The sequence below is a fragment of the Pseudoalteromonas sp. 1_2015MBL_MicDiv genome, assembly GCF_002407505.1.
Taxonomy (GTDB): Bacteria; Pseudomonadota; Gammaproteobacteria; order Enterobacterales; family Alteromonadaceae; genus Pseudoalteromonas; species Pseudoalteromonas fuliginea.
This window is the reverse complement of sequence record NZ_CP012737.1, coordinates 1,822,974-1,843,894: the sequence shown is the minus strand read 5'-3', so window position 1 is coordinate 1,843,894 and position 20,921 is coordinate 1,822,974. Positions and strand designations below refer to the sequence as shown.

Genomic DNA, 20,921 nt, shown 5'->3' with positions numbered 1-20,921 from the left:
CTTAGTCCTCGCTATTTTCTTTTCGGGTGTAGTACCTAACCCAATCTATCGCCATGCTGGTACCATCAATATCATCACTTACAGGACCTGCAATCGCCGCTTTTAAAATAGCTAAACTAAATAACATCGTTGTTTCACTAAAGCAGACATCATTTCTCATGGTGTAATAGAGTTCACCGTCAAAATAAAAATTAAAGTAATCTTTATCCCATTCAAGCCCATAGGTATGAAACTCTTTTGAAAAATCAGCAACGTTAGCGGCATTATATGAGGTGATTTTTTGCCAATTTTCTCCATCGTGATACTCGATGTTGTAATCGGAAATTAGGTTTCGATAAGCACCTTTATCAACACCATGCTCTTGCAACCAACCATTTATAAATTGAATAGCGCCAATTTCATGCGACTTATCCCAACTGAGTTCTAAAAACTTTTCACCATGCTTTTCTGACACCCAGCGTGTTTGCGGATTACCATCAATAGCAAAAGACTCTTCTGATATTAACTTATTAAATAACCCATTCGTTTTTATAGAAACATCATCAGCTTGCGCTAAATTGCTTATATTCTTTATTTTTTCTTCGTCAAATGCATCAGGGTATTGAGCGCTAGGCGCAAAGACTCTAAATTCAGAAATATGAAGAGACGTAGGATTAGTCGATGTTAATCGTATTTTTTTAGTTTTAACTGGCTTGTTAAACTCAACAGTGTGATCAGGCTTGCCGATTAAAGTGTGGTGTAACTGGTTATCACTGTGAGTAACACGGCCATTTGGTAGTGTATAAGTATCAGTCCAGTTATGTACGTTGGTATTAATTATATTAGGGAAATGCCCTTCATTAATATCAATCTCGCATGCCTTTAAGCCATCTTTAACCCCTTGTTTTGGCCAAAACCAAAATGAGTTATTCGTGCCATAGGCACCAGCATATTTAAAGCGAGCTTCAAAATAGCCATAATGAAATGAGCGTTTTGACCAAATATTACCTGTCGTCCAGTCTTGGCCACCTCGAGGTTCTTTCTTTGCTAATAAGTGCAGTATTCCGTCTTTAACTTGTGCATTATCGCGCCAGCGACTACTTAATACCCATGGGTTTTCTGTCGGCCCATTTTGAGAAACCCAGTTTTTATCTAATTCAGCATTTGCATAATTAAACTCATCATTCCACTGTAATTGCCATGTTGAGGAGTCAAGTTCGCGTGGTTGATCAGCACCAGCAAAAAACGATGTGACAACTATTGTTGCCAGCGTACATTTAGAAAATACTTTAAACATGTTTTACCCTTTCTTGTTGTTTTATCTAACGAGTTATAAGTTTTATTTCATGCTAGGTATTGTCTTGAGAAATCAAAATGACACTATTTTTATTAAAAAATAAAAAAGCCCGCAGTAATACTGCGGGCTTTTTCATTATCTTATCGTTTTAGAAATTAATACGGGCATTAAGTCTAAGTGTTCGGCCAGTATGGTATTGATAAACCGTACGCGACTTGGTTGCTTCGCCTTCAAGTGGACTCCCTTCAGAGAAAGTCTGACCACCAGCGGATAAGAAGCGACTAGTAAAGTACTGGCGTACGCCCTCATCCGTTAAGTTTGCTACTTGCAGTGAAACCGTCATTTTATCATTTACTTTATAGCTTGCTGAAAAATCAAGCGTCTGGCGTCCCTCTTCCCACAAAGAACCATTTTCCCAAGAGCGTTGTACTAACTGATCAGTTGTACCTTGGTATGATAGACGAAGTTGATGACCGTCCTTTTCCCAAAAACCTGTCAGGTTGTAGCTATGCTCTGGTGTATAAGCAACAGCAAGCGATGGTAGCTTAACATTGCTATCAATTGATGATACTTCTTGGTCATACTCACTATCTTGATATGTGTAGTTAGCTTGTAGTCCCAAGCCAGACCAAATACCAGGCAAATTGTCGTAAGTTTGCATGTATTGTAGCTCTAGACCTTTGATCGACGCGCCTTTACCGTTTTTAATACGCGTAGTATTGAACTTGGCACACAACTGTTCTAAATCATCAGAATATAGCCATTCTTCTTGGTAGTCTGTACTGCCTTGAAAACGTCTAGGCATACATCCTTCAAGGCTGTCTTGTCCTGAAATAAGTACAAGATCATTCGGGTCGTAAGTTTCACCTTCAGTTAAACCTATACCACGTAAATCATCCATATAAGTCACAATAGTTTCTGACTCTTCAAAGTTAGTCATATCTTTGTAAAACAAAGTTGCAGCTAACAGACCAGACTCATTAAAGTACCACTCATAAGAAATATCTAAATTAATTGATTCTAATGGATCAAGTTTAGGGTTAGTGAGCGTGATAGTATTATTACGATTTTCACCACCCCACTGTGTTTCTCTTACCTTGAAGCCTGGGCGCAACGAGTCTATTTGAGGGCGAGCCATTGTTTTTGAGGCCGCAAAACGGATTATGGTATCTTCATCATACAAATAATTAATATTTAAACTTGGCAAGAATAAATCATAGTCATGCTCATCTGTCACACTGAATGAACGAAGGCTTCGATCCTCAGTTGGTAATAAGTTGCCATTATCATCAAACTTGCGTTCGCCATAAACATAATTTTTTTCTGTTGATACATCAGAATGGCGCCATAACCACCACTCAGATTCATTTGGATTCCCACGTACAGCATTAGGATCGTGACATGCACCTTGGTCAGCTAACGCAGTATCATCTCTTAAGTCTTTTGTAGCATTTGTGTCGTAGCCCAAACCGTCTACACGAGACCAACGTGTTTCTGCATTATAATCAGTACCATAGAATAAAATTGGTGCACATTCAGGTAAACTAGTATCGCGTAGCTCTGCCAGTTTAAATGGGTCCATTAAACGAGCTGCGTTAGATGGGTCAAATGCAAACTGTACTCCTGATGCACCTTGAACCTCTACTGTGGTTTTAACATAACGAACGCCAAAATCACCTGAAATCTTACCATCCATCAATTCAAAGTTTAACTTAGTGTAAAATGCTAAGTTGTCTAGTTCAGTATTGCGTGTATTCGAATCATCCGTATTAAAAGCAACTTCGGTACTACCTTGGGCAACTTCAAATGCTTTAAATGCTGAAAAACGGTTCCAACCATCTGTAATGCTATCACGAGCATAACCAAGACCAGCCATAAAGTCATCAACTGGAAACTCTTCGCCATCAGTTATCAAATCGCCAGAAATATCGCGCAATCCACTGCCCAATACAGCCGGGTTACCAGTGTAAGGGTTTGTTACCACAACGCCCTCACCCACTGAGCTGAATGTACCAATTTGCGCATCAACGTATTTTGTACGGTTTGACCATTTAGCACCAAACTCAATCGATCTAAAATTATCGAAATTAAGAGCGTAATCAAAATCTACAAATAATGATTTTTGGGTATCTTCAACTTCATTTAATGAACGGCTCATATATGAAAGATGTTGAGCCCTTAGTTCATCAGGATTAAAACCTGTTGTACTATAGTTATCCCACACATTCAGCGGATCACCAAAATTGTCATTAGGGCCATAATCAATTAAACCCTGACCCGCAACTAGCGTACACACAGAGCTGCTAGTACAATCATAACCAACAGGCTCTATATCTTCTGGCGGTACATTATTGATTATCCACGCATTAATATTTCCAAAGTTTTGTAATGCAACGTAAACTGAGTTATTAGGTATTTGCTGTGTTTTTGAATAGCCAACACCTGCTTTCATCGCAAATGAATCGGTAAAACTATGATTCATATCTAATGACAGGATCTGATTTTTATTTTCAAAATCGCCTTCAGATTGCACAAGTCCACCATTACTAAAACGGTTTACAAATTTTGTAAACGTATTCGTTTCAAGATCAATAGTTCGCCAACTTGCTTCGGGATCTGTAAATAATGCAGGGCCTGTACCGCCCAAGCCAGGGTCAACACCTTCAATTAAATTTCCATATTGAGACGAGCGCGTGTTAATACCATGCATTGAGTTATTTATATCTTGCTTACCCAAAATAGCATTAAAATTAAATTCAGTATTCTCTGATGCTATCCATTGCAAACCAATATTAAAATTAGTTCTATCATTTTCACTTTCATGATATTGATACTGAACATTACGAGGGGCTATACCGACAACGTTTTCAACAATATTACCGTTTGTATCTGTAGCTAGAGGCGACTCTAATGCATACCACTCCGTTGCTGAAAATTGGTCTTTACGATAAGTATTTGTTTCTTTAACTGCGGTAACCACCACACCAAACGTATCATCAAAAAACTTTCTTGAAAAAGTACCTGATACTTTGTAGTTATCTTCTTCAGACAGATCGTTATAACGGCCTTCAAGTGTTACCGTATTTATTTCATAATTTAAATCAAGTGGCTTGGTTGTACTAAGGTTAATATTTGCGCCCAACGCACCTTCTTCATGATCTGCACTTGGGGTTTTTACAACCTCTATCTTAGATAAGATATCTGAAGAATACTGTGATAAATCGACACCTTGGCTATAGCCAGTTGAGCCCAATTGCACCCCATTCATACTAATATTGTTTTGTTGTGAATTAGCGCCACGAACAGTTACCCGTGCGCCTTCACCATCAACAGTTTGTACAGATACCCCTGTTACGCGTGAAAGCGCATCAGCGATGTTTTGATCAGTGGACTTACCAATGTCTTCAGCGTTTATGGAGTCAACAACGTTTTCAGCAAAACGCTTATCATTAATGGATTTTTTAAGACTCGCCGCTAAACCGCTTACTTCAATTATTTCAATATCGGCTTCTACTTTCGTTTTTTCTTGTGTGCTTTTGTCTTGCTTGGCATACACCAATTGTGTTGCAAGTACTGCGGCCGTAATCGCGCTCAATTTGAACGCTTTGTTGATGATTGTCATGTGTGTGTTCCCTTTCTAAGGTTTTATTATGTTGGCAGGTTAATCTTTTGTAAACAATAATATAATAACCAAACAATTATCAACTGTATTTTGTTAACAATAATTGTTTAATTATAAAAAAGCAACTTAATGCGTAAGCATTAAATTGCTCTTAAGTAACAGTGTTAAAGTAAATATTTACACAGAGTTTATCTGTCAATAGTTCTAGCCTAATCAAAATTCTTTTATATACGGCCAACCAGTAAACTGCTTTTCTGTTGATGGATCTGTATTCCACTCCCAGCACTCTAATTGATAATATTTTTTTGCATGGTTTATTTTAATAATCCCATAACCTTCACTTTTTAAGTTTCTGTCAGCTAAAAACTTACCCCACGTTGTATTTTGTTTAGCAAAAACTTTATGCGTAACTTTTGGGTTAGCTGCCGCTAGAACTCGCATTTTATTGCCAAACGTGTCTGTAAAATCACCGGTGTTTTTGTCGTTGTTTCGCTGATTTGGTAAAGGTGCGTGGGGTTCAAACCATCGCTGCCAAAATGCTGCGCTAGCTGGGCCTGCAAAAAACAAGCTACCATCATCAAAAGTATTGATTCCTTGATAGGCAAGCAATCCGAGGTGTTGATCTCCCGCAATTACTAATGCGTTAGCGTCACTTACTAGTTTTACTGCGCGTGTACGCCCATCAGCCGGGTAGCCATTTGCATCGTAATCTATTAATGCTTTGCCATTTTCATCGGTTTGAGGCGACCCCCACATGGAAGCTGTAATACATATTTTAGGTTTACCCGGGTGCATAGTTTGCCAGTCTTTTAAAAAGGCTTCTTGGCGCTTACCTAATAACTCACCCGTTGTGGCAAGCTTATTAGCTTTGTAGTCAGGTGGCGTTTTAAATTTACGATCCTCAACCATCGCAAAGCTAATTCCGCCATATTCAAATGCAGCATAACTAACCGGAATATCATATTTTATCGGTGTGGGATCGTAAGGGTCCGGATTATGCCCATTTTGCATACGGTAGATCATTCTAACAAGGTCTTTGTCCCACTTATAACCGCCATCTTCTTCTTTTAGCATATCGGAGTGATCGCCACCATCGCCCCACAAATTACCTTGCAGCACATCATGGTCATCAACTAAAACAAGTGTAGGCTTATCTTTCATACTATCGGCAAACGCCCAGTACCATAAGTACCATTTATATAAGGTATCTAGTTTGGCATCTTTGGTGTGGCGACCATAGCGAGTCGGGTATGTTTCGTAGTACTGATCGCCACAAAAGACATACATATCAGGGTTATGGTAATTAGCATTTTCTACAAGTTCAGTGTGAGGAAATAAAATATTGTCTTTGGTGTAACGTCCTAAATCGCGCTCGCTACTAATAAGGCATGTGTAATGTGTGTTGTCTAAGCTTTTAGAAGTAGGAATAATACAAGAGTACAATGCAATCGTAAATTCTTTACTACTTTGTGGGTCCTTAGCAATAGTTCCAGAATATAAAGTGTCATCAGGCTTTTGTGGGTTAACAATTCTGTATTGAGCTTGTTTTAAATAATCCCAATTACTTAATCTAAACCTTACTACAAAACCATCTTCAATTTTTGCTGTGCCTGCATGCTGCCAATCGGATTGGTTTTCAAACTTATATTGCAGCTCTACGCGTGAAAATTCTTTAATATTAATAGGCATTAACTGACAAGATAACTTGAGTACCTGCTGATTAACGCTATACATACACCCCATAACGGGGCCTAAGGTATTGGCATTATTTAGAGTTATTTTACCTCCACCGGTTTCAATATCACTAAACCCCCAACGAGCACCTGCTACAAAAGGCTCTGAGGAGCTTAATAACGAAATACCTCCTTGCAGTTGATCTGCGGGGACTTTGTGAAGTACTGCAAATCCTAACTCCTGGGCAGTATTTGTGTTACTTGCCACAAGACGAATATCAAAATGGTTTGCATCTATTGGGTCTAAATGGCAATCGAGTGTTATTTTATCGCCGCTTTTATATTGTTGTATATTAAATGGAGTACGATTAATAATAGTAAAATCAAGGGCTTTGCTTTCATCATCAAACTGTCTAAATGATAATTTACCTAAACTGTCAAAGGCCGCAATTATTCCGCCATTTTCGCCACCAGCTCGCTGCGCTAAAGCAGCACCTTTAGCTGTTAGCTCACCTTTACCAATCCCTAATAAAAATCCACAAAAGCCTTTTTCGTTCGGCGTTAAATTGCGTACGGTGGCTTTTATACGCCCACTTTGTAAAGAGCTATTAAGCTGCCTGGTGAGTAACGATACGGTACGCGCTTCAAAATCTTTTTCTTCTCGAGTACATAAAAGCTCATTACCTATGCGTTGCCAGTCTTGGAGTCTGTTCCCCCAAAAATGCTTACCGAGCCACACTTGCTTGCTTAAATTCGTATTATCTAATGGTGCAGTTGAGGTTAAGTCACCTCGGTATGATGCAAATAAACCGCTGCAACCACCGAGCATACTTGAACTTAGTAGGCCGGCGCTGAGCTTTAAAAAACTTCTGCGTTTCATTTTAATCACCTTTATTATTGTGTGTGAATTAGGACGCCTTGTGTAGACAGTGTTTTTACATAAGGAGGTTATACATTTGGGTAGCCATTAGGGTTATTGCTTTGCCAGCGCCACGTGTCTTTCATCATGTCTGCAAGGGTGTATTTACATTGCCAGCCTAAAATAGCCTTGGCTTTAGATGAATCGGCCCAAAAAGCAGCTAAGTCGCCATCGCGGCGCTTTACAATGTCAAAGTTAATATCAACTCCGGTATACTCAATAAATGCTTTTACGATACCAAGCACAGAATAAGGAGTGCCAGTGCCTAAGTTAAATGCTTCATATAAGCTATGGTGTTGCTCGCCAAGCCATTTAAGAGCTTTAATATGACCCTTGGCTAAATCACTAACGTGTATATAGTCCCGCTCACATGTACCGTCTTCAGTAGGGTAATCGCCTCCAAAAATAGCTAATTTGTCACGTTTACCTACCGCTACCTGAGCAATAAAGGGCATTAAATTGTTAGGAATACCTAATGGATCTTCCCCTATTTGGCCGCTAATATCTGCGCCAATAGGGTTAAAGTAGCGTAAGCTTGCTACTTGCAAACCAGTATTTGACGCTACTATTTCTTGTAGTATTTGCTCAATCATTACCTTTGTTTGCCCATACGGGCTAGCCGCGCGACCAAGCGGTAAATCTTCGGTGTAAGGTACTGATGCGCCTTGCCCATAAACGGTGGCTGATGAGCTGAATACTAATTTATTCACGCTAAATTTGAGCATGCACTGACATAGGTTTAACGTAGAGACCAGATTGGTGTAGTAATATTCCAACGGTTTTTCTATTGACTCCCCCACCGCCTTTAAACCTGCAAAATGAATGACCGAATCAAACTGATGCGTTGTAAATGCGGCGCATAACTTATCGTAATCAAGTAAACTGGCATGAATAAATTCAACTTTACGTTGCGCTAAAGCTTCAACACGAGTTAACGATTCACGACTCGAGTTACTTAAATCGTCAATCACAACAACGTTATAGCCATCTTTTAATAAGCTTAAAACAGTGTGGCTACCTATATAGCCTGCGCCTCCCGTAACCAGTACTTTTTTCATTGAATTTTCCTCACGCTCTTATGAGTGATACACCAGCAGACGGTAAGCTGGTATAAATAGACTCTTTCAAGCCTGTTAAACGCTCGTATTGCGACTCAACAGCAGAAATAACATCTTTTACCAGTATATTGGGTACAAACGCGACGACACACCCGCCAAAGCCTCCACCAGTCATTCTTACACCACCATTGTTTTGTATTACTTGGCTAATAATATCCACCAATGTGTCTATTTGCGGTGTAGTTATTTCAAATAAATCACGCATAGAGCCATGGCTTTGAGCCATTAATGTACTAAGTTTCGTTATGTCGTTATGAGTAAAAGCCTGCATAGCTTCAAGGGTGCGGAGGTTTTCATAAACAATGTGCTCTACACGTTTAGCAACGTCTTTATTTAGCATATGTTTTTGCGATTCATACTCCTCAATACTCACCTCACGTAAACTTGACTTCGAAAAAGCTTTAGCGCCGCTATAGCATTGCTCGCGTCGAAGGTTATACTCGCTATCGAGTAAGCCGCGTTTAACGTTGGAATTAATCATTAAAATGGTCATAGCAGGGTCAATGCTCACTTCCACTAAATCAAGTGAGCGGCAATCTATCCCTAGTGCTTTACCTTGTGTACCACACGCCGATATAAGCTGATCCATAATTCCACAGTTACACCCTACAAAGTTGTTCTCTGCTGCTTGTGCTATTTTCGCAATCTCTTTACGTTCAATAAACAATTCACATAAATGATTAAACGCATAAGCAATACCTACCTCAAGTGCAGCCGATGAGCTAAGACCAGCTCCTTGCGGGACATTACATGTGATGCATATGTCGCAGCCACTGAGTTGATGATTTCGTTTTTGCAGTTCATCAACTACGCCGCGAACATAATTACTCCACGTTTGCGTACTGTGGCTATTAAGCGGTTTATTTACTAAAAAGTTGTCGGTTTGGTTATCGCAATCAAGTGCAAGTACATTTACTACATCGTCAGTTCGAGGTGACACTGCAATGTAAGTAGCGTATTCAATGGCACAAGGCAGTACAAAACCGTCATTGTAATCGGTGTGCTCACCAATTAAATTAACACGCCCAGGGGCTTTGACAACAAAGTCGGCATCGCGTCCAAAGTGGTTTAAAAAAGCTAACCGTGCGCTTTGTTCAACATTCATTTAGTGTTCTCTTTATAATGCGTTAGTGATTGTTTCTTCAAAATAGTGGCAGCTTGCTCGGGTGTTATATCACGCTGTGCTTCGGCCATCATTTCGTAACCAACCATAAATTTTTTCACACTGGCTGATCGTAGTAATGGCGGTAAAAACTGCGCATGTAATTGCCAAAATAAGTGGCTTTGACCATCATAAGGCGCGCCATGCCAGCCCATAGAGTAAGGGAACGAGCACTGAAATAAGTTATCGTAACGAGTCGTTATATTTTTAATAATTTCAGCTAGAGTACTTTGTTGAGTGTCTGTCAGCTCTATCATTTGAGTAACCGCAAACCGAGGTAATAGCAGTGTTTCAAATGGCCATGCAGCCCAATAAGGGACAACCACAAGCCAATCATCGTTTACACATACTACGCGTTCATTTAATTCCATCTCACGTTTTGCGTAATCGAGCAATAAACTACTGCCATACTGTTTATAATAGTTACTAAGGTTTGTATGTTTACGTGCAACCAAACTCGGTAATTTATTTTGTGCCCAAATTTGACCATGTGGATGCGGGTTAGAGCATCCCATTACAGCGCCTTTATTTTCAAACACCTGAACCCAGTTGTAAGTTTTTGATAACTCTTGGCATTGCTCTTGCCATGTGCTTACTACATTTGTAATTTGCGAAACACTGAGCTCTGGTAGTGTTTTTGCATGATTAGGCGAAAAACAAATAACACGCGCAGTGCCACGCTCTGTATGCATGCTAAATAGGGGATCGGTTTGCTCCACATCAGGCACACCTTCACGCAAGGCGGCAAAGTCATTAGTAAACACAAAGGTGTTTTTGTAATCTGGATTTACTTCGCCGTTGATACGCGTATTGCCTTTACATAAAAAGCAGCTTTCGTCGTATTCTGGTTTAACCTCAATATCTACACTTTCTTCTTGACCTTGCCATGGGCGTTTAGCCCTGTGTGGCGACACCAACACATATTCATTTAATAATGGGTTTAAACGCCGATGTGGATGCTCTGTCGGGTCAAATTGATTTTGTTGCTCACTCATTGTTTACTTTCCCTAGTTACTGTTTTGAAAGGTACCGGCGTCGAGCACTTGCTTACGAGGAGTAAAACGACAAATATAGTTCCAGTTCCAACTGGCATCGTATTTATGGCACAAGCCCCAACTAATGCCTGGCGCTGTGTTTTGATCAAACCCTTGTGCAGGTCTATATAAGCCAATTGCTTCTGGACCGCCTTTTATATGCGCCATAATTTCAAAATTAATACCGTCCTGAGCAAATTGAATAGTATTTTTTTCAGGGCCATCGGTTGTTAGCAAACTAGCAATACCACCTTTGTAATTCCAAACAACGACCTCATGACCGCTATTAGAAATAGGGTTGTAAGGCGATTTAACATAAGGCCCTAATACATCATCAGCAATAGCAACACCGTGTTTGATTTCACGACCACCAAAGTTCATTCCCTCACCTTGGGTCTCACCTTTGTAATACAAGTAAAATTTGTTATTAAAAAACACCAAACACGGATCGTGTACTTTATGGCTATCAAAACTACCTTTAGCTGTTACTGCAAAGCGATTATCTTCATCACCGTGCCATTGACCATCTTTACTTGGGCTAACAATAGGTTCAGGTGATTTAATCCAAGGACCAAAAGGGGTATCGCAATGCGCTATAGCAATATGCTCATATTGGCGATTGGTGTACGGTGTTTGTACCGTTTGATACACCAAGTAATACTTACCTTGATGCGCAAATACTTCAGGGGTAAAAATAGCGCGATCGTCATAGTTACCAGCGTCGCCTCGACTCACAGCGACCCCTTGTTCTTGCCACGTTATGCTGTCTTTTGACGTTGCATGCCAAACTTGCGTTAAATCCCAAGGAAACACTTTTGCACTTGAGTCTTGTGCATTAAAACCAACTGTTTCCCCCTCACCTTTGGTGTACCAACAATGATAAACACCATCAATGTATAAAACAGATGAAGGATCGCGACGTATAACTCCTTCTTCATAGGCAAAATCACCCAGCAACGGTTCCACATCAAATTCTGTCAGCCACTGCGGGCCATATTTATCGTAGCCACGCTCTATTGCACGCTTACTTGCTAAACTTAATTTTTTATCAGACATGTTAATTCCTTACTTACCTAGGCTTATATTTAGCGACTGGTATACGTCAAGAGGTAAAATCGCGCCTTGATGCTGCACAACTTGTGAGGCAACACTGTCAGCCATTTCTAATGCATTTTGAGGGGTTTGTGCGCACATTCTGGCGGCTAAGTAGGTTCCGGCAAATGAGTCGCCAGCCGCTGTACTGTCAACTTGCTTTGCAGCGGGTGTAAACGGACATGACGCTTTAAGATCATCTTTGCAATAAACCTGCATCCCGGCACTACCAGCTTTAATAACAATTTCGTCGATATCAAATTGTGTACAGTACTTAACAATCTCTGCACTGCTTGAATGACCGAATAACACACGGTGATCATCAAGACCTGGTAAAACTACATTACTAAGCGCATAAGCACGCTCTAGCCATTCAATAGCGTGGCTTTTTGATTGCCACATACGCGCGCGATAATTAGGGTCGAACGCAATTGTGCAGCCTTGTTTTTTTAAATCAGCTAATAATGTGAGTAAACCTTGTTTAGATTCATCATCTAAAATACCTAAACTAATGCCACTGAAAAACACCCAGTCTGATTCTTTCAAACCTAAATTAAATGGCTTTTGAGTATATAAACTCATCATATGCTTCGCTGCTGATTGATTACGCCAATAATCAAAGCTTCGCTCACCATCAGCATCCGTTGAAATAGCGTAAATACCCACGTTATAGTCTGCTGTTGTAATCACGTTTTGCGTGCTAATACCTTCTTGTTGCCAACATTTGAGCATATTGGCACTCAGTACGTCGCTACCTACAGCTGAAAATAGCGCGCAATTTAGTGTGTTTGCAAAACGCTTTGCATACACAAGAGCATTGTAAGTATCGCCCGCAAAAGACTGCTTGCATTCGCTAATACCTGTTGGTACTAGCTCGACCATACATTCACCAATAGCGAGTAAAGTACTCACACACCCTCCTGTACTTTTTTAGTGTGTAGGCCTTCTAGGTATACTTCAATTTCTTCTATCGATTTATTTTTAGTCTCTGGCATAAACTTAAATAGCAATGCAAAGCCGGCAACACCCGATACGGTATAAAGTAAAAAGATGTTTGCAGCGCCTAAATTACTTAGCTGCCATGGGAAAAACTGCTGAACAAAATAGCTAATTACACTGGCAATAAATGCGAAGGTAGGAATAGCCACACCTCGAATACGAGTCGGGAATATTTCAGAAAATATCACCCACATAATTGGCCCAATCGAAAAGTGAAAGGCTGCAATAAAGCCCGCTATACCAAATGATATAAGTGGCGCGTTTATAGTTGCTGCGCGTGAAATTAAATCGCTTTCAAATAATTGCTGTTGCGAAGCAGTAAGTACGCTCGCTAGTGCTTGCTTAAATTCAATATCACTGTGATACACAGTACCAATTATGTGCTCCAGTCCTGTAATAGAGTTTAACGCTGAAAACGAGGCTATATCTTCAGCCGACAAACTATACTCTGCCTGGCTAAAGCCTAAATAACACATAAACAAACTAATTGTTGCAGCTGCTAATCCCCAAATAACAAGGGGTCTGCGCCCTAACTTATCTATCAAAGCAATAGCTACCACAGTAAATACAATACTGACTAAACCAATTAAAACAGCGTTAAAAAAAGCCGCATCAGTGCCGACTCCCAGTTGTTCAAACACCGTTGGAGCATAAAACATTATGGCGTTAATCCCCGTCACTTGCTGCACAATAGCAATAGTAAAAGCAATAATGACAGCGGCGCGAACACGACTTTCGAGTAGTTGTTTAAATGAAGAAAAATACCCACCTGTTTCGCTGTAATCAACCAAGCTCTCTTTAATACTCTTAAGTTGCTCTTGGGCCAATTCAGTATTTTTATTTAAACGATGCAAGATAGTTATAGCGCGTGTTTCGTTGCCTTTCATAACTAACCAACGCGGGCTTTGAGGAATAGTAAATAATAATAAAAACCATAAAATAGCAGGAATAATCTCAACGCCTAGCATCCAGCGCCATAAATTATCTTGCACATTCCACTGTGTTACCCACTCAAAATTACTGTGAGCTAAATCAACAAGTAAGTAGTTAGCAAAATACGCTGCGGATAATCCAACAACAATATTTATTTGAATCATAGACACTAATTTACCACGGTACTTAGACGGTGCAACTTCACCTATATACATAGCAGCGACCGATAAAGACGTGAATGCTAATCCACCTATAAAACGAGCAGCAACTAATAGCTCGTAGCTTGGCGCGAAAACCGATGCAATTGCCGACAGTATGTATATAAACGCAATGCCTATTAAAGTATTTTTTCGGCCAAACATATTGCATATGTAACCGGTAATGACTAAAGCAAATAGCACACCAAAACCAGGTGCACTCACGACTGTGCCAATTTGAATGTCTGATAAATTGAATTCTGCCGATACAAAACGAACCGTACCTGAAATAAGAGCAGCGTCTAATCCAAATATAAAGCCACCAAAGGCGACAATAAATGCAAAGAAAAACACATTACGTTTACTACCATTCATACTTCAATCCAACTTTGTTGTTATTGTGTGTTACTTTATGTAGAGAATAAAGTAAGGGGTTGTGCTAAATTATATATTGTTAACAATTAACCATGGGTGTGATTTCGAGAGTATTTTAAAATTAATATACTTGCAACCTATATTTTAAAGAACGTTACTTTATGTTCATTTGTTTTGTAATAAATATAAAAAAATAATTAAATAAAATCATTACCTTACTGGTGTACATTCTAAAAAGTTAAAATTGCACATTGTTAACAATTTTCAAATTTGTTTTTTTAATGTATGGTATGTTAAATTGTAATTAAAGGTTAAACAGCAATGACATATAAAAAGAACATACTCCTCACATCGCTCTTGCTTGCGTTAAGTGCCTGTAATCAAGAAGACGTTAAAGTTGATCGCCCCACAACAGATGCCGTACAGATTAAATCTACTAATACATTAATGTATTTATTTGCAGATGACACTCACCATACAGCGACGTCTGTTGATTACCAAAGTAATTCCGCTATAGTAAAAAATGAAAACTCGGTTTTAAATGTACAGTTTCAATCTAAGAAAAACTCGTACGCTAGTATTGTTTTTTCACCGGAAAAACCTTGGGATTGGAGTGAATTTAATGATTTCAATCTTGCCTTTGAATTGGCAAACCCGGGAACACACTCTGTACAAATTTATTTAGATATCTCCGATATTGACGGTGCTAACTATACGCGTAGCGTTAATGTGCCGGTAGGTGGATACAACACGTATTACGCAAAACTTGACGGCCACGACCTTGCAACGCCCGATGGCAAAGAAAATGTAGAACTTAACTTTACTTCTGGTCTTCGCTCTAACCCTGATACGTGGGAGTCTGATGAGGTACAGTTTATTTCTATGTGGGGTAAAAAAAATCTCAACTTAAAAGGCATCGCTAAAATAGCAATTAGCGTGCAAAGTACATTACATGACAAAGAGCTGGCAATAAAATCTATTTCACTTCGTAAAAACCCTCAATTTAATACCGCTTTTTTAACCAAAATTGTTGATGAATTTGGCCAAAATGCAAAACAAGAATTTGCAGGGAAAGTACATTCAGAAGCCGAGCTATTGAGCGACAAAAAACAAGAAGCAACACAGTTACTTTCTAAACGCCCTACTAATCGCTCACGCTTTGGTGGCTGGGCAAAAGGTCCAAAATTAGAAGCGACTGGTTATTTTAGAACGGCTAAATACAACGATAAATGGTCATTAGTCGACCCTGATGGCTATTTATATCTTGCAACTGGCATTGATATTATTCGTCTTGCAAACTCAACAACACTGACGGGTTACGATTTTGATCAAGCGTTGTTAGCTAAACCAGCTGATGCCGGTGTAACACCTGAGGATTCAAAAGGTTTAAACCAAGTAAATAAAGAAGCGCTTAAAAGCCGCTTTGTAGCGTCACAAGTGCGTAAAAATTTATTTGAATGGCTACCTGATTATAGCGATCCACTCGGTAAACATTTTGGCTATCGTAAAAGTGCGCATTCGGGTCCGTTAGAACACGGTGAAACATATAGCTTCTACGCTGCTAATTTAGAACGCAAATATGGTCAAAATAATGCAGATTACATGCAAAAATGGCGAGAAGTTACCCTCGATAGAATGATTACATGGGGCTTTAGTTCATTAGGCAACTGGACAGATCCGAGCTACTACGATAATCAAAAAGTGCCCTATTTTGCCAATGGTTGGATTATAGGTGATTTTAAAACCGTATCAAGCGGCAACGATTTTTGGGGAGCCATGCCGGATGTATTCGACCCTGAATTTACAGTGCGTGCTAACGAAACCGTTAGTGTTGTTGCAAAAGAAGTTAAAAATTCGCCTTGGGCAGTAGGTGTATTCATTGATAACGAAAAAAGCTTTGGCCGCCCTGATTCTGTTAAAAGCCATTATGGTATTGTAATAAACACATTAGGCCGTGATGCTAAAACAGTGCCTACTAAAGCTGAATTTTCTCGCTTAATGAAAGAAAAATATACTGATGTCGCTAAACTTAATAAGGTATGGCACTTAAACTTAGCCTCATGGGTTGAGTTTGACAAAGGTGTAACGGTTGATATAAAAAATGAAGAGCAGCTTGTCGATTTTTCTATATTACTCACCGCCTATGCTGATAAGTACTTTAGTGTGGTAAATGCCGCTATGGATAAATACCTACCAAATCATATGTATTTAGGTGCGCGTTTTCCTGATTGGGGCATGCCTATAGAAGTTGTTAAAGCCTCGGCTAAATATGTTGATGTAATAAGTTTTAACGCATACAAAGAAGGTCTAAGGGATGACAAGTGGGCGTTTTTATCACAATTTGACAAACCCGCTATAATTGGTGAGTTTCATGTTGGTTCATCTGATTCAGGATTATTTCATCCTGGGTTAATACATGCTGCTAATCAACAAGACAGAGCAAATATGTATACCGATTATATGAACTCAGTGATCGACAACCCCTACTTTATAGGTGCTCATTGGTTTCAGTATATAGATTCTCCGATTACAGGCAGAGCTTACGATGGCGAAAATTATAACGTAGGCTTTATAAGTGTCACTGATAGACCCTACATTGAAATGATTGAAGCCGCTAAAGCGATGAATGAGTCTATGTATGAGCGACGATTTAAAAAATAATTGCACATTCATCATTTAATTGTACATTTATTGGTCTGTTGTAATGTGTTAACAATAGACCATTCCTTTTTTTTTATATACACTGAGATAAGTACATGATCTTAACTCGAATAACGACTATTTTTTAACCGTAGCTAAGGTCACATAAAGTAAATTAAATCTAGGAATAAATATGGCTGGTAACAGAGCAACAAAAATTTTGTCTGTAAAAGATCAAATCGCTGAACAATTACGTTCAGATATAATCTCTGGTGAAATGCCACCACAAACTAAGTTAAATGAAAAAGAGCTGGCTGAGCGCTTTGGTCTCTCCAGAGGTCCAATTCGAGATGTGATTTTGCAGTTAACAAAAGAAGGTCTGTTGATTTCGCGAAATAATTGCGGCGCATCAGTCAACAGCGTACTAGAGCCTAAGCTACAACGTTTAATGATTAAACTTCGTCGCAGCATTGAAGAGTACGCAATCACTGAGTTAAACGGTAATTTAACTGATCAAAACATTGCTGAACTTGAAAGTATTTTAGTCTCACTGCAAGATGCCCTCGACCGCGAAGATTACACCGAAGTAACTAAAATCGATATATCATTTCACCAATATTTAATTTATCAAGCGGGTGGTGAAGAGTTAGTTAATATTTGGTACCCGTATGTCATGCGTATGCGTTTAAATTATAAACGCATCACCTCAAGCTCTGAATGTGTAAACGAGCATCGCGCTATTTTAGAAGCACTAAAAGCACAAGATAGCGCCGCAGCAATTAAAGCCGTAAAACATAATATCAAGTGATGAAATAAACTTTATGCTTAATCAACGCCACTGCAAATCGAATTTAAAGTCAGTAGTAATAAATTAATTAAGCTGAATCTTGTTTAAGAAATTGAACTAAGTGCCTGTCCCGAGCTCCGAACTTTCGCTCAAGAGTGATTGGATAAACAAGGAATAGGCATGATTAAAACTGTTGAATTAGTTTTCGATGTCAATGTCGATGTCGATGTCGATGTCGATGTCGACGATTTTTGCAAAATACTCCCCCTCAATGAAACAAACAATTACTCGACGATGACACTCAAAAATGTCAACGACCAGTGAAGTTATGACCTTAGTTATGTCTCACTTATATACAAAAATGAATTTTACAATTTAGTCAGCTATACCCGACTATTAGCGTTTATGCCTAAGGTCATTATATCGATGTAACTTAATAACTTATAAAGCTGCATCGCTGTGTTATCTAACATCTAATTACTCTTAAATATTAATGCTAATGAAGTTTAATAATTGATGTCTTTTTGTTATTGTTAACGGTTGACAATCATGCTTTTATTAATGGTCAATATAAATCTCCAATTCGAACTAATTAAGATTAAGGGTCGTACTATTTCAAATCACGAGGAATAGGGTATTTGATAAGGGTTGCAAGTGTGATCAGGATTTAAAGCACCAATAAATATGTAAATAAAACCACTAATATTATAAAGTTTCACTTAAAAATAACTATTTTAGTTATACAGGGCTTGATAACGGCGAGTCTCACTTTTCAACTATTACCAAGACAAGCTCTGTTGATTGCAATGAAATACATGAATAAATCTCAAGCGAGAATTTAATACTTGCTAATATAAATAAAGACTATGGATCGAGTCCAAAATGATAAATATAATAAAGAGCCTCTTTGCTATTCTTTTTTTATGTAGCTGTTTTTCAGCTAGTGCAAACGATGAGTGCCAATCTTGTCATCAAAAACAAACCAGCGATTGGAAACAATCAGACCATGCCAGCTCAATGGCTTTAGCCAATAAAGATACCGTGCTTGGTGATTTTAGTAATGTAACGGCGACCCACTTTTCCCAAAAAGCCGTATTCTATAAAGAAAAAGATGCCTTTTTAGTTGATTTAACCGAGCAAGGCACTAAAAAAACGTACACCGTAAGTTATGTATTTGGCTTTGATCCGCTGCAACAGTATTTAATTGAAGTTGAAGAAGGTAAGTACCAAGTATTTCCTTTTGCATGGGATAGCCGTCCTAAAAACCAAGGCGGCCAACGATGGTATGCCAACTACGCTAACGAAGATGTGAAACCAAACGACCGTCTACATTGGCTACAACCTCTACAAAACTGGAACGGTATGTGCGCCGATTGCCATTCGGATAATTTAAAGCGTAATTACAATACTGAAAAAGAAAACTTTGATACGCACTTTTCAAATATAAATGTGGGCTGTAAATCTTGCCACAACGATATAACGGACGAACATAAAACTAAAAAAAACATAAAGGCAGCTCAAACAAGCCCAACCAATATGTCGCAGTGGAAAATTATCGGCGATAATAAAATTGCTACTTGGCAAGGTGAGCCCCGCGATAACAGCTTTATGCAAGGCTGTTATGCGTGCCACTCGCTTAGAAGCCCGCTTACTGATGGTTTTGATAACAACCAAGCGTTTTTGGACCAATTTAGTCCTTCATTTTTAGAACCTAATTTGTATCACGCCGATGGCCAAATTAAAGAAGAAGTGTATGTATTTGGCTCTTTTGCACAAAGTAAAATGTACAAAGCCGGTGTTAACTGCGTTGACTGCCACGATAAACACACTATGAAAGTTAAAACAAAAACGAATGGATTGTGTTTACAATGCCATAGTGCCAGTGAATACAACAAGCCCGAGCATCATCGTCATAAAGAACAATCTACCGGTGCGCAATGTGTTAATTGCCATATGCCCACAACTAGGTACATGGGCGTTGATGACAGGCGCGACCATAGCTTTAAAATTCCGCGACCTAATATATCAATAAAATACGATACACCCAATGCGTGTGTGCAATGCCACGACGGTCAAACAAACGAATGGGCAGCAAGCACACTTAAAAAATGGCATGGTAAAGCACCGGCATTAAGTGCAAGTGAGCACAGTATGCTTGAGTTACGCTCACTCAAAGCCATATCGCAAAATGCACATATGCGCTTAATTAATGACTTTTCGTTAAACGAAATAGATCGCGCCAGTGCAATTGCTTATTTAGGCAATTCAGGAGCTGAGCTTAACGATGCCACAGTAAAAAGTTGGGTTAATTCACCGCTTCCGCTTATTCGTTTGGCGATTGCTAAAGTAGGCTTTTTGCTGCCCGAAGCAGAGCGCTTAAAAAGCTATAAGCAACTATTAACCGACAAATTAAAGTCGGTGCGTGTTGCTGCAGCGCAAAACCTAAGCCAAACAACAGCGCAGTTAAATGGGCTTAATCAATCAATTATAGAGCTTGCACACGCTAATAACGTAAATACATGGCGCGGTGAAGGTAACATTAATCAAAGTATGCTCGCGCTCAACAAGCAAGACATAAACGGCGCCATTGAATCGTTACAAAATGGCATTAGCGTTGACCCTTACTTTGATGCAAATTATGTAAATCTAGCCGACATTTATTACCGACTTGGCCAAACAGAAAAAATGCAAAGCGTGCTTAATAATGGTTTAACAGCAGTGCCTAGCTCTGCGCCGCTACATTATGCAAACGGTATGGCGCTTATTAGAAACGGTAACAAACTCGCTGCTGTTGACTCGTTTAAACACGCAATGGCACTTGAAAATAGCAACGTGCAATACGCCTATTTGTATTTTTTAGCGCTAGATAGTATAGGCTCAACAGCGCAAGCTATAAGTGAGTTAAAATCCAAAATCAGCACATATAATAATGCAGTAAAGCTAAAAAGCTTAGGAATGAGCTTTACTAAAAAGCTGAAAAATGCAGAAGGTTATCAATTTTTTAAGCAGTTAAAGTAGGTTTTACCTCTGTAAAAGAGAAACTTATGTAATATAGTAATTATCTATTACCCAAATACAGAATTACATAAGCAAA

General features: G+C 39.1%; 12 protein-coding genes. 3 read left to right on the top strand and 9 right to left on the bottom strand.

The features are described from left to right. Window position 1: 1 nt before the first annotated feature. The 9 genes from AOR04_RS08355 to AOR04_RS08315 form a co-directional block, all read right to left on the bottom strand. Window positions 2-1,276 carry a family 16 glycosylhydrolase gene (locus tag AOR04_RS08355; RefSeq protein WP_033039547.1) on the bottom strand — a complete coding sequence of 425 codons (1,275 nt, stop codon included), beginning with the start codon at window positions 1,274-1,276 and terminating at the stop codon, window positions 2-4. Between the two features lie 148 nt (window positions 1,277-1,424). After that, window positions 1,425-4,898 carry a TonB-dependent receptor gene (locus AOR04_RS08350; RefSeq protein ID WP_096793024.1) on the bottom strand — a complete coding sequence of 1,158 codons (3,474 nt, stop codon included), beginning with the start codon at window positions 4,896-4,898 and terminating at the stop codon, window positions 1,425-1,427. Between the two features lie 213 nt (window positions 4,899-5,111). Further along, window positions 5,112-7,451: an alkaline phosphatase D family protein gene (locus tag AOR04_RS08345; protein ID WP_096793023.1), complete on the bottom strand. Its 2,340-nt coding sequence runs from the start codon at window positions 7,449-7,451 to the stop codon at window positions 5,112-5,114. 68 nt (window positions 7,452-7,519) lie between these two features. Further along, on the bottom strand, window positions 7,520-8,548 hold the full coding sequence (gene galE, locus AOR04_RS08340; protein WP_096793022.1) for a UDP-glucose 4-epimerase GalE: 1,029 nt from the start codon (window positions 8,546-8,548) through the stop codon (window positions 7,520-7,522). 10 nt (window positions 8,549-8,558) lie between these two features. Beyond that, window positions 8,559-9,713 carry a galactokinase gene (gene galK, locus AOR04_RS08335; RefSeq protein WP_096793021.1) on the bottom strand — a complete coding sequence of 385 codons (1,155 nt, stop codon included), beginning with the start codon at window positions 9,711-9,713 and terminating at the stop codon, window positions 8,559-8,561. Then, window positions 9,710-10,765: a UDP-glucose--hexose-1-phosphate uridylyltransferase gene (locus AOR04_RS08330; protein ID WP_007376628.1), complete on the bottom strand. Its 1,056-nt coding sequence runs from the start codon at window positions 10,763-10,765 to the stop codon at window positions 9,710-9,712. Before AOR04_RS08330 ends, galK begins: the two co-directional genes overlap by 4 nt. Window positions 10,766-10,777: 12 nt before the next feature. Further along, window positions 10,778-11,860 carry a glycoside hydrolase family 117 protein gene (locus tag AOR04_RS08325; RefSeq protein ID WP_007583100.1) on the bottom strand — a complete coding sequence of 361 codons (1,083 nt, stop codon included), beginning with the start codon at window positions 11,858-11,860 and terminating at the stop codon, window positions 10,778-10,780. Window positions 11,861-11,869: 9 nt separating this feature from the next. Beyond that, window positions 11,870-12,808, bottom strand: a complete 939-nt coding sequence (locus tag AOR04_RS08320) for a sugar kinase (protein ID WP_096793020.1) — start codon at window positions 12,806-12,808, stop codon at window positions 11,870-11,872. Next, window positions 12,805-14,400, bottom strand: a complete 1,596-nt coding sequence (locus AOR04_RS08315) for an MFS transporter (RefSeq protein WP_007583098.1) — start codon at window positions 14,398-14,400, stop codon at window positions 12,805-12,807. Before AOR04_RS08315 ends, AOR04_RS08320 begins: the two co-directional genes overlap by 4 nt. A 321-nt stretch (window positions 14,401-14,721) precedes the next feature. On the opposite strand from AOR04_RS08315, the gene AOR04_RS08310 reads away from it, so the two are divergent. The 3 genes from AOR04_RS08310 (at window position 14,722) to AOR04_RS08300 (ending at window position 20,845) form a co-directional block, all read left to right on the top strand. Further along, window positions 14,722-17,061 (top strand): hypothetical protein, encoded by a 2,340-nt coding sequence (locus AOR04_RS08310; RefSeq protein ID WP_033031703.1) that lies wholly within the window; start codon window positions 14,722-14,724, stop codon window positions 17,059-17,061. 172 nt (window positions 17,062-17,233) lie between these two features. Beyond that, window positions 17,234-17,848 (top strand): GntR family transcriptional regulator, encoded by a 615-nt coding sequence (locus tag AOR04_RS08305; RefSeq protein WP_096793019.1) that lies wholly within the window; start codon window positions 17,234-17,236, stop codon window positions 17,846-17,848. Between the two features lie 861 nt (window positions 17,849-18,709). Beyond that, window positions 18,710-20,845 carry a multiheme c-type cytochrome gene (locus tag AOR04_RS08300; protein ID WP_096793018.1) on the top strand — a complete coding sequence of 712 codons (2,136 nt, stop codon included), beginning with the start codon at window positions 18,710-18,712 and terminating at the stop codon, window positions 20,843-20,845. The last annotated feature ends 76 nt before the right edge of the window (window positions 20,846-20,921 follow it).

Excerpts from the sequence above, each read along its gene's own strand:
- AOR04_RS08330 (WP_007376628.1), bottom strand. The coding sequence starts at position 10,765 with ATGAGTGAGCAACAAAATCAATTTGACCCGACAGAGCATCCACATCGG.
- AOR04_RS08345 (WP_096793023.1), bottom strand. The coding sequence starts at position 7,451 with ATGAAACGCAGAAGTTTTTTAAAGCTCAGCGCCGGCCTACTAAGTTCA.
- galK (WP_096793021.1), bottom strand. The coding sequence starts at position 9,713 with ATGAATGTTGAACAAAGCGCACGGTTAGCTTTTTTAAACCACTTTGGA.
- AOR04_RS08350 (WP_096793024.1), bottom strand. The coding sequence starts at position 4,898 with ATGACAATCATCAACAAAGCGTTCAAATTGAGCGCGATTACGGCCGCA.
- AOR04_RS08315 (WP_007583098.1), bottom strand. The coding sequence starts at position 14,400 with ATGAATGGTAGTAAACGTAATGTGTTTTTCTTTGCATTTATTGTCGCC.
- AOR04_RS08305 (WP_096793019.1), top strand. The coding sequence starts at position 17,234 with ATGGCTGGTAACAGAGCAACAAAAATTTTGTCTGTAAAAGATCAAATC.
- AOR04_RS08300 (WP_096793018.1), top strand. The coding sequence starts at position 18,710 with ATGATAAATATAATAAAGAGCCTCTTTGCTATTCTTTTTTTATGTAGC.
- AOR04_RS08355 (WP_033039547.1), bottom strand. The coding sequence starts at position 1,276 with ATGTTTAAAGTATTTTCTAAATGTACGCTGGCAACAATAGTTGTCACA.
- galE (WP_096793022.1), bottom strand. The coding sequence starts at position 8,548 with ATGAAAAAAGTACTGGTTACGGGAGGCGCAGGCTATATAGGTAGCCAC.
- AOR04_RS08310 (WP_033031703.1), top strand. The coding sequence starts at position 14,722 with ATGACATATAAAAAGAACATACTCCTCACATCGCTCTTGCTTGCGTTA.
- AOR04_RS08325 (WP_007583100.1), bottom strand. The coding sequence starts at position 11,860 with ATGTCTGATAAAAAATTAAGTTTAGCAAGTAAGCGTGCAATAGAGCGT.